At 67.4% G+C, this 8,784-nt stretch carries 8 protein-coding genes and 1 pseudogene; 3 read left to right on the forward strand and 6 right to left on the reverse strand.

The features are described from left to right. Positions 1-82 precede the first annotated feature (82 nt). Positions 83-865 carry a twin-arginine translocation signal domain-containing protein gene (locus C448_RS03150; RefSeq protein WP_004051862.1) on the reverse strand — a complete coding sequence of 261 codons (783 nt, stop codon included), beginning with the start codon at positions 863-865 and terminating at the stop codon, positions 83-85. A gap of 133 nt (positions 866-998) precedes the next feature. Then, on the reverse strand, positions 999-2,039 hold the full coding sequence (gene ahbB / locus C448_RS03155; protein ID WP_004051863.1) for a siroheme decarboxylase subunit beta: 1,041 nt from the start codon (positions 2,037-2,039) through the stop codon (positions 999-1,001). A gap of 77 nt (positions 2,040-2,116) precedes the next feature. On the opposite strand from ahbB, the gene C448_RS03160 reads away from it, so the two are divergent. Next, a complete protein-coding gene (locus C448_RS03160) occupies positions 2,117-2,974 on the forward strand; it encodes an SDR family NAD(P)-dependent oxidoreductase (RefSeq protein WP_004051864.1) in 858 nt (285 codons plus the stop codon). A 57-nt stretch (positions 2,975-3,031) separates the two neighbouring features. On the opposite strand, the gene rnhB is transcribed toward C448_RS03160, so the two are convergent. The 4 genes from rnhB to C448_RS03175 form a co-directional block, all read right to left on the reverse strand. Then, positions 3,032-3,661, reverse strand: a complete 630-nt coding sequence (rnhB, locus tag C448_RS03165) for a ribonuclease HII (RefSeq protein ID WP_004051865.1) — start codon at positions 3,659-3,661, stop codon at positions 3,032-3,034. Positions 3,662-3,711: 50 nt separating this feature from the next. Beyond that, a complete protein-coding gene (locus tag C448_RS16095; RefSeq protein ID WP_160162771.1) occupies positions 3,712-3,864 on the reverse strand; it encodes a hypothetical protein in 153 nt (50 codons plus the stop codon). A gap of 39 nt (positions 3,865-3,903) precedes the next feature. Next, on the reverse strand, positions 3,904-5,205 hold the full coding sequence (locus C448_RS03170) for a tRNA pseudouridine(54/55) synthase Pus10 (RefSeq protein WP_004051866.1): 1,302 nt from the start codon (positions 5,203-5,205) through the stop codon (positions 3,904-3,906). A 69-nt stretch (positions 5,206-5,274) separates the two neighbouring features. After that, positions 5,275-6,789: a lipopolysaccharide biosynthesis protein gene (locus tag C448_RS03175; RefSeq protein ID WP_004051867.1), complete on the reverse strand. Its 1,515-nt coding sequence runs from the start codon at positions 6,787-6,789 to the stop codon at positions 5,275-5,277. 121 nt (positions 6,790-6,910) lie between these two features. Between C448_RS03175 and C448_RS03180 the strand changes: the two genes are divergently transcribed. Together C448_RS03180 and C448_RS03185 are read left to right on the forward strand one after the other, a co-directional pair. Beyond that, positions 6,911-8,110 (forward strand): sugar phosphate nucleotidyltransferase, encoded by a 1,200-nt coding sequence (locus C448_RS03180; protein WP_004051868.1) that lies wholly within the window; start codon positions 6,911-6,913, stop codon positions 8,108-8,110. Next, positions 8,110-8,784: pseudogene (locus tag C448_RS03185) on the forward strand (glutamine--fructose-6-phosphate transaminase (isomerizing)); the annotation flags it as partial. The gene C448_RS03180 and the pseudogene C448_RS03185, both read left to right, overlap by 1 nt.

The raw sequence follows: 8,784 nt of genomic DNA on the forward strand, positions 1-8,784 counted from the left end.
CTCTATCGTTCCGATGTCCGTTCGGGCATCGGTTAGACAAATTCAGCGCCTGCTGGACGGCGTCGGGACTGTGTCAATGTGATCAACTGACATTTATTTCCGTCCACGTCGATCCGTCGTACTGGTATATTATCCCGTTGCCGGCGGCCACGTTGACGTCCGATTTACTCACGCTCGCCACGCCGTACAAGTTGCCACCTTGACCATCGATACCGATTTCCTGATAGCCTCCGCCGCTGTCGGTCGTCTCGTAGATCTTCGTGCTCGTGTTCGAGATGTGCCCGACCGAAGCGCTGGCGAAATCGATCCCTTTCATGCTGGAGCCTGAGCCCGGTTTCTGGGCTTCTCCCCAGTCCATCCCTCCTGAACCGTTTTTCGTCCCGCTGAGAACCTCGCCGGAGCCGTTGACGAGGTGGACGGTTTCGGAGCCCGACGCTCCGGTGACCGCGAGATCCTCCCAGCTGCTCGTCTTCCCTCCCGGCGCGGAGTAGTCGGTGAGCTGCTCTTCGACCACGTCGTACTGGCCGATGACGCCGCTGCCGCCAGCGAACCAGACGTGCTCGCCGTCGTCGGTGACGCCGGCTCCGGTGAGCGTATTTCCTTCGACGGTCGGGCCCTTCGAGAGAACGGTCTCCCAGCCGTTGGCGCGGCGGGCGAGCACCAGTCCTCCGCTCCCGACGGCGTACGGTCCCTCACTCGTCTGTACGACATCGTTGAGCGTTTTGCCTGTCGGCGAGTCGGCCGCGGACCACGCCGACGCCTGTGCACCGGCCGTCCCCGAGACCGCCGCCCCGACGCCGGCCGCGAGAGCCGTCGCGCCGGTGAGCTGCAGGAACCGTCGCCGATTCCGATTGATATCCGTCATTTCTCATCCCAATCTGGACGGTTTCCGGGTTATATTTGTTGCTTGCAGAAACGGTTGGAACAACCGATTGCGAACCGCTCGCGCAAAAACCCGAACGAAAAACGATAACCACCGAACGGGGTGAACGGCCGATTCAGCTTCCGAGTAGCTCCTCGTACTGCGCGCCGGTCTGTTTCAACGTTTCAGTCGAGAAGAGCCGCTCGTGGGTGTGTGGGAGATGTTCGTCGGCGAGTTCGTCGATCTTCTCGTCGACCATCTCGGCGTCGCGACCGTGGATCATCGTGAACAGGTTGTACGACCACCCTTGATCGGGTCTGCGCGGGCGGTGATAGCAGAGGGTGACGTACGGCAGCGAGCCGACCTCGGTCCCGCGGGCGTCGAGTTCGTCGTCGGGCACGTCCCAGACAACCATGCAGTTGGCGTCGAAGCCCGTGACGACGTGGTTGACGATGCAGCCGATGCGCTTGATGCAGCCCGTCTCGCACAGCCGGCGGATGGCGTCGACCACGTCCCCGACCGACTCGTCGAGCTCCGCGGCGATGTCGCGGTAGGGCGTCGCCGTCAGCGGAAAGCCACCCTGGATGGCGAGCAGGAGTCGTGCGTCGAGCGTCGAGAGATCACCGGTCGCCGACTCGCTGATGGCGGTCGCACGCACGTCCTCGCCCCCACCGCTCGACTCGCGGGCGAAGCGATCGCCGTTCACGACCGGGAATTCGAGGTTGATGTAGAAATCCGTCAGCATCGGCAAGTTCAACACCGAACAGCCGGTTCGCTCCTCGATGTCGGCGAGGATCGCGTCGCGCGTCTCGCGCGAGCCGGCGGTGACGACGAACCACATGTTCCAGGGATGATCGCGCCGATAGTTGTGGTTGACCTGCCGGTGCTCGTTGACGATCTCGGCGATCTCCGCGAACCGATCTTCGGGGGCCTGTACCGCCGCGAGCGTCGACGAGCCGATGACGGGCGGGTTGAGCACCGCGCCGAACCGCCGGAAGATCCCCTGCTCGTGCAGCGACTCGACGCGGGCGAGCGCTTCGTCTTCACCGATACCGAGCTCCGCACCGATCGCGCGGAACGGCCGCTCCTCGACCGGGAACCCGCTCTGGTAGTCGTCGATCAGGCGGCCGTCGACCGCGTCGAGATCGGCCCGCCAGTCCTCGGCCAGCGAACTCATTGGACTCCTTACGGGATGGTCGAACTACGGTCTGTCGGTTCCCGCGCGGTTATGATGCTCCCGCTCGACCGCTCGGCATGACCGATACCACGGATCTGACTGGACAGGTCGCGCTCGTCACCGGCGCAACGGGCGGCATCGGACGCGAAATCGCCCGTCGACTCGGCGCTCGCGGGGCACACGTCGTCGTGACGGGGCGCTCGCGCGAGGGCGGGGAGGAAACCGTCGCCACGGTCGAGCGGGTGGGCGGCAGCGCGCAGTTTTTCCGCGCCGATCTCGCGACGATGGCGACCGTCCGCGCGCTCGCCGAGGAGTTCCGTCGCCGCTACGACCGCCTCGACGTGCTCGTGACCAACGCCGGCTGCTCACGGGACAGCCGCCAGCTCACCCCCGACGGCCACGAACTGACGCTCGCGGTCAACCATCTCGCGCCGTACCTGCTCACGCACGACCTGCTCGACATGCTCGTCGAAACCCCCGACGCCCGCATCGTCGCCACCTCTTCGACCGTCCACTCGACCGGCGAGATCGACTTCGCCGACCTCCGACTCGAAACCGACTACGAGGCGTTCGCAGCCTACGCGCGCTCGAAACTGGCGAACCTGCTCTTCACCACCGAGCTCGCCGCACGGGTCGATATCCCCGTGAACGCCGTCCATCCCGGGTTCGTGCCCGGCAGCGGGCTCTATCGTCATGCCTCGCTGCCGACCCGGGCATTCATGGCGCTCGCCGCACGCCTCCCGGTTCTCAGTACGTCGGTCAGCGAGGCCGCCGACCCGCTCGTCGACCTCGCCATCGATCCCGACGCTGATCACACCTATTTCGATCGCCACGACCCGACCGATCCCGACCCGCGCGTCGACGACGATCGACTGCGCGAACACCTCTGGAACGTCAGCGCCGCGCTCGTCGACGTCGATCCCGACTGGCCGTAACTCGCGACCGACTCCACAGCAATCGTGTAGTGGTATGAAACGACGCCGTAACGGGATTCAGAAATCGGCGAGTGCCGACTGATCGGCGGCTTCCAGAACGTCGCGACTGGTCTTCCAGGATGCGCGCGCGAACGGTGGAAGGCCACCGTGCTCGCGGACGTACTCGCGGAGGAATTCCCGGGTAGTGCCATCACCCGGATAGCCGCTGCCGATCGCGCCGTGTTCGGCCGCGAGATCGGCGACGTGCGCGTCCCGAGCGACCTTGGCGACGATGCTCGCCGCGCCGACGTGCTCGTGGGATTCGTCGGCACCGTGCTCGGCCGCGAGTTCCACGTCGGTCGCGGTTTCGGCCCTCACGCGGCGGCCGAACCGCTCTGCGTCGGTGTCGCAGGCGTCGATGATGCCGGATTCGCCAGTGGGCACCGCGCGGTCGATCGCGTCGGCCATCGCCGCAACCGTGAGCCCGTTCAGACGCCCGTCGTCGATCTCGGTGGGCGTGACCTCGCTCACGGCGATCGTGACTCGCTCGTCGGCGCGCAGCTCGGCGGCCAGCGCCTCGCGACGGGCGGGCGCGAGCCGTTTCGAGTCGTCGGTCCCGTCGGGCAGCGCGGTGGCGTCGGCACTAACGCACGCGACGAATAGCGATCCGAGCACGGGTCCGCGCCCCGCCTCATCGACGCCGAACATACCGACGGCTCGCGCGGCGGGCACAAAGCGGTTGGCAAAAACGGAGGTGCTCAGTCGGCCGTCCCTGGCGTGAACGGCTCCGGCTCGTCCTCCTCGTCGGCCGTCTCGCCGTCGTCATCCGCTTCGATCGCCCACTCTGGAAGCTCCTCGTGCTCGTCGTCCTCGTATAGCCGCGTGGAATCGGTCGTTCGGTGGTGGCACATGGGTTGCTACCTCCATGCTATCACACGGCATGGAGACACTTAACCGCTCGGCTCGACGAGATAGGCGGGATCGGCGAACGCCTCGTCCTCACCCTCGACGGCGATCACGTCGAGCGCCGTCACCTCGCTGTCGACGCCGAGCAGTCCCGCGAGGCTCGGCTCCGTCCGGCCTTCGTCGCTGCTCACGAGTTCTTTCACGTAGAGGCCGCCAGCGCCGCGTAGCTCCACGCTCGCGTGGCGGGCGTCGTCGAGCTCGCCCTCGATCTCGTAGACGTCGCGCACCCGGGTTCGACTCGCCCGCCGGTGATCGACCCGCTGGGGCGTGTCCTGTTCGATCGTCGCGCCATCGAGCTCGGCGAGCGCGTCGGCGAACGCCTGCTCATCGATCGGTTCGGCGAACTCGATGGCCATCGCGTAGGTCTTGTGCGCGTCGAGTTCCTTCACACGCTCGACCATCTCGTGGGTTGCGCGCCGGAGCTCCTCGACCTCGACGCTCCCGTCGGCGAACTCGTTGATTCCCGTTTCCAGCTCCTCGGTGTCGACCGCGCGCCGCTGTGGCTGTTTGACCTCGATGACGAACGGCCGGCCGGTGCCCTGCATCGTCGCGTCGACGTCCTCGCGACCCGCGCCGTGGAAGACCGATTCGGAACCATCCATCGCCTCTTCGACGACTGGCGCGGTCAGCTCCTCGACGCTCTCGTCGTAGAGATAGCCGCTGCCGCCGCAGTAGTCACAGGGCTCCTCGCCGCCGTCCGCGACGAACTGCTTGCCGCTGCCGCCACACTCCCGGCAGGGCCACTCGGTCTGGGGGATCCCGCGTTCGAGCTTCCGATAGCGCCCGTAAACGAACGCCGGGTTCACCTGGACGTCGACGTCGCCACGATCGAGGTTGACGAGCGCGAGCACGTCCGGGCGCTCGAAATCCACCTCCGTCCCGGTGCGCTCGCCGAGGCGCTTGCCGACCTCACGGTTGAGCGCGGATTTGAACGACTCGCCGGCGTCGGTGGGGAGATCGCTCTCCTCGCGCAGCAGGCGGTCGTTCTCCTCGATCAGCGGCGGGACGCGCGTGCCGACCTGGTACGTCTCGAACTCGACGTCTCCGAGCGCGTCGACCGCGCGCTCGGCCCACTCGTCGAATCGTTCGCATTCGCCCTCGCAGACCCAGCACTCCTCGGCTTTCTCGAACGGTTCGTCCGCGTCGAGCGCGATCGTTGTTCTGAGCGCGCGCCCGCGCGCCCTGTTCGTGAGGCCGAAGCTCCGGTCGGCGAAGACGCGGCCGAGACAGGGATCACAGACCGGGCCGTCGTCGAGAACGGCCCGTGCGTCGTCGAGGATGGACATGAAACGAGAACGCGCGCCCGACACTCACCTGTTGTGGTTCGTCACCGCTCCAAACCGCGCCGCGACCCCTCACGAGACGACGGTGCGGGCCAGCCGGCGGCAGAGTGCCACGCTGTCGTACTCCGAGAACCGTTCGAGCGCGAGCGCGAGCACGCCGTAGACGACGACGCCGACCAGCACGAGGAGGGTGAACTCGACGATGCCGGTGGCGACGCCCATGCGATGGACGGCGACGACGGCGATCCCCATGAGAGCACTGGGTACTGCGGGGTAGGCGACGAGGCGAAGCAGGCGCGCGTAGCTCCCGTCGACCGCCCGCGTCGCGAGATACGTCGAGACCGGCTCTGAGAACACGAGCGAGTTGCCGACGATCACCAGCCCCGTGCCGACCGCGCCGTAGCGTGCCGTCGCGGGGTAGATGAACGCCGCGATGATCACCAGCTTGCCGAACTGGATCTTCGTGGGGATGTCGGGTTTGCCGATGGCCTGAAAGAGCGGGCCGGTCGTCGCCCCCAGCGAGCGCAGCAGCCCCCACGCGGCGAGCAGCTGGATCATCGGCACCATCGCGTCCCACTGTTCGGTGAGGAACGTATCGACGAACGTCGGTGCGACGGCGGCGATGCCGACCGCGATCGGGAAGGAGACGAACGTCGTGAGCTGAACGGTCTTGAAGAAGCCGTCGCGGAGCCGGCGGTCGTCGCTCTGCATCTTCGAGTAGGTCGGGAAGATCACGCTCGAAATGGTCTGGGTCACCTCGGTCGCGGGCGCGTTCGAGACGCGGTAGGCGAGCTGGTAGAGCCCGACGACGGCGGTGCCGAGATACCAGCCGACGAAGGCGTCGTCGCCCTCCATGATCAGGAACAATACCACTCCGGAGGCGAAGATCCACTTCCCGTAGCCGAACAGCTCGCGCGCGTGATCGAGATCGAAGCGTGGTCGCGGTCGGTAGTCGGCGACGAAATAGGAGGCCACCAGCCGGACGAAGTCGCTCGCGACCAGCCCGAGCACGAGCGCCCAGACCGAGCGGGTGAGAAAGGCCACGACGACGGCGACCGCGACGTAGAAGACCGTCCCCGACAGCGTGTAGGCGAACTGTTTGTCGAAACGGAGGTCCTTCTTGAGATAGAGCAGTCCCGGGTTCTGCAGCCCCGAGAGCAGCGGCGAGAGCGCGAGCACACGGAGGACGGGCGCGAGCTGCGGCTCGTCGAAGACGACCGGCGAGGCGACGATCGGCGCGCTGACGAACAGGATGGCGGCGACGACGAGCCCGCGCGCGTTCTGCATCATCCAGGCCGTATCGAGATAGGCGTCGACGTCGTCGGCCTCGCGCTGGATGAGCGCGGCGTCGATGCCGAGTCTGGAGAGCTTGGTGAGCGCGCTCATCACGACGAGCGCGAGCGCCATCACGCCGTACGAGTCGGGGCCGATGAGCCGCGCGACGAGCAGCACCATCGCGAGCTGGAGCACCCTGTCGACGACGTTCGTGATCGCGACCCAGACGCCGCTGGTGACCGCGCGTTCGGTGAGGTCGCCGCCAGGGCTGAGTACGCGCCTGATGAGGGCGACGACGCTGCTGATCGACACACACCCGATTTCCGTCCGTCGTTCATATCGTCGTCGGAGTCGCCCGCGCCCCCTCTCTGAGCGGTCGACGACCACGTGGCCAGCCAGAACGTTGAAATCGTCGCCCCGTGGATAGGGTGCAATGAGCGTCCGTACCGCCGTCGTCCTCGCAGCCGGGGAGGGCAACCGCCTCCGTCCGCTGACGTACAACCGCCCCAAACCGATGCTACCAGCGGCGAACCGGCCGATCCTCGGCTACGTCTTCGACGCGCTGATCGACGCCGGGATCGATCGGATCACCGTGGTCATCGGCTACAAGCGCGACCGCGTTCAGGAACACTTCGGGCCGACCTACCGCGACACGCCGCTCGACTACGTGATTCAGGACAAACAGCTCGGCAGCGGTCACGCACTGCTCGCCGCGCGCTCGTCGGTCGACGAACCCTTCCTGCTCGTCAACGGTGACCGCGTGTTCGACTCCGGACTGGTGGCCGATGTCGTCGCCGAGTTCGAGGCCTATCCCGACGCGCCCGCCGCGCTCGGCGTGCTCGAACATCGCGACGTGCGCCGCTACGGCGCTGTCGCCCTCCACGAGGGTCGCATCGACGAAATCGTCGAGAAACCCGAATCCGACGACTTCCGCCTGATCAACGCCGGCGTCTACGCCTTTCGAACGGGGATCTTCGACGCGATCGAGGCGACCGAGCGCCGCGACGGCGAGCTTCAGCTGCCCGACACGCTCGCGCGCCTCATCGACGAGGGTGAGGACGTCCGCGGGGTGCGCGTCGATGGCCTTTCGCCGCACGCCACCTACCCGTGGGACCTCCTGACCGTGACCCAGGAGATCCTCGCGCGCGGTCGCGTCGACGAACCCGCGCTCGAACAGGGCGTCTGGGTCGACGACACGTCGCTCGTCCACGAGTCGGCGACGCTCCAGGCACCCGTCGTGGTGGGGCCGGACTGCGAGGTCGGCCCCGGCGCGGTCGTCGGGCCGGACGTCGCGCTCGGGCGCAACGTTACCGTCGAAGCGAACGCGACCGTCACGCGCAGCGTGCTCGACGGCGACACGCGCGTCGGGCCGGGGAGCACGATTCTGGACTGTGTTGCCGGCCAAGACGTGACGCTCGGACCGGGCACCCTCGTGCCCGGCGGGCAGACCGACGTCCGGATCGGTACGCACGTTCACGAGGATCGCTCGCTCGGGGCGGTCGTCGCCGACCGGGTCGACGCCGACGGTGGGGTCACGCTCGAACCCGGCACGCTGGTTGGGCCGGGCGCACGGCTGCACGTCGGCGTGCGGGCACGCGGTGAGATCCCCGCGGGCGCGGAGGTGCTCGACTGATGTGTGGGATCGTCGGCTGCGTCGGCCGGCCGGACGAGACCCTCGACGTGCTGATGCACGGGCTCTCGAAGCTCGAATACCGGGGCTACGACTCGGCGGGCGTCGCGCTCGCCAACAGCGCCGTCGAGATCGAAAAACACGAGGGCGAACTCGTGAACCTCGAACGCGCGGTCGACGACGACGCCCCGTCCGGCCCTGTCGGCATCGGCCACACCCGCTGGAGCACGCACGGCCCGCCGAGCGACCGCAACTCCCACCCGCACGCCGACTGCGAGGGCGAGGTCGCGGTCATCCACAACGGGATCATCGAGAACTTTCAGGAAGTGAAGGACGAACTCACCGCCGCGGGCCACGAGTTCACGAGCGATACCGACACCGAGGTCGTCCCCCATCTCATCGAATCGGCGCTCGCCGACGGCGCGAGCCACGAGGAGGCCTTCCGCGCGGCGATCGAGCGCGTCGAGGGGAGCTACGCCATCGCCGCCGTCTTCGCCGGCGGTGATGCGGTGTTCTGTACACGCCAGGACTCGCCGCTCGTGCTCGGCATCGACGACGACGCGACCTACCTCGCGAGCGACGTGCCCGCCTTCAGGGAGTTCACCGACCGCGTCGTCTATCTCGAAGACGGCGAGTTCGCACGCATCGACGCCGACGGCTGGGACGTCTCGACGGCC

The organism is Halococcus morrhuae DSM 1307 (genome assembly GCF_000336695.1).
Lineage (GTDB): Archaea > Halobacteriota > Halobacteria > Halobacteriales > Halococcaceae > Halococcus > Halococcus morrhuae.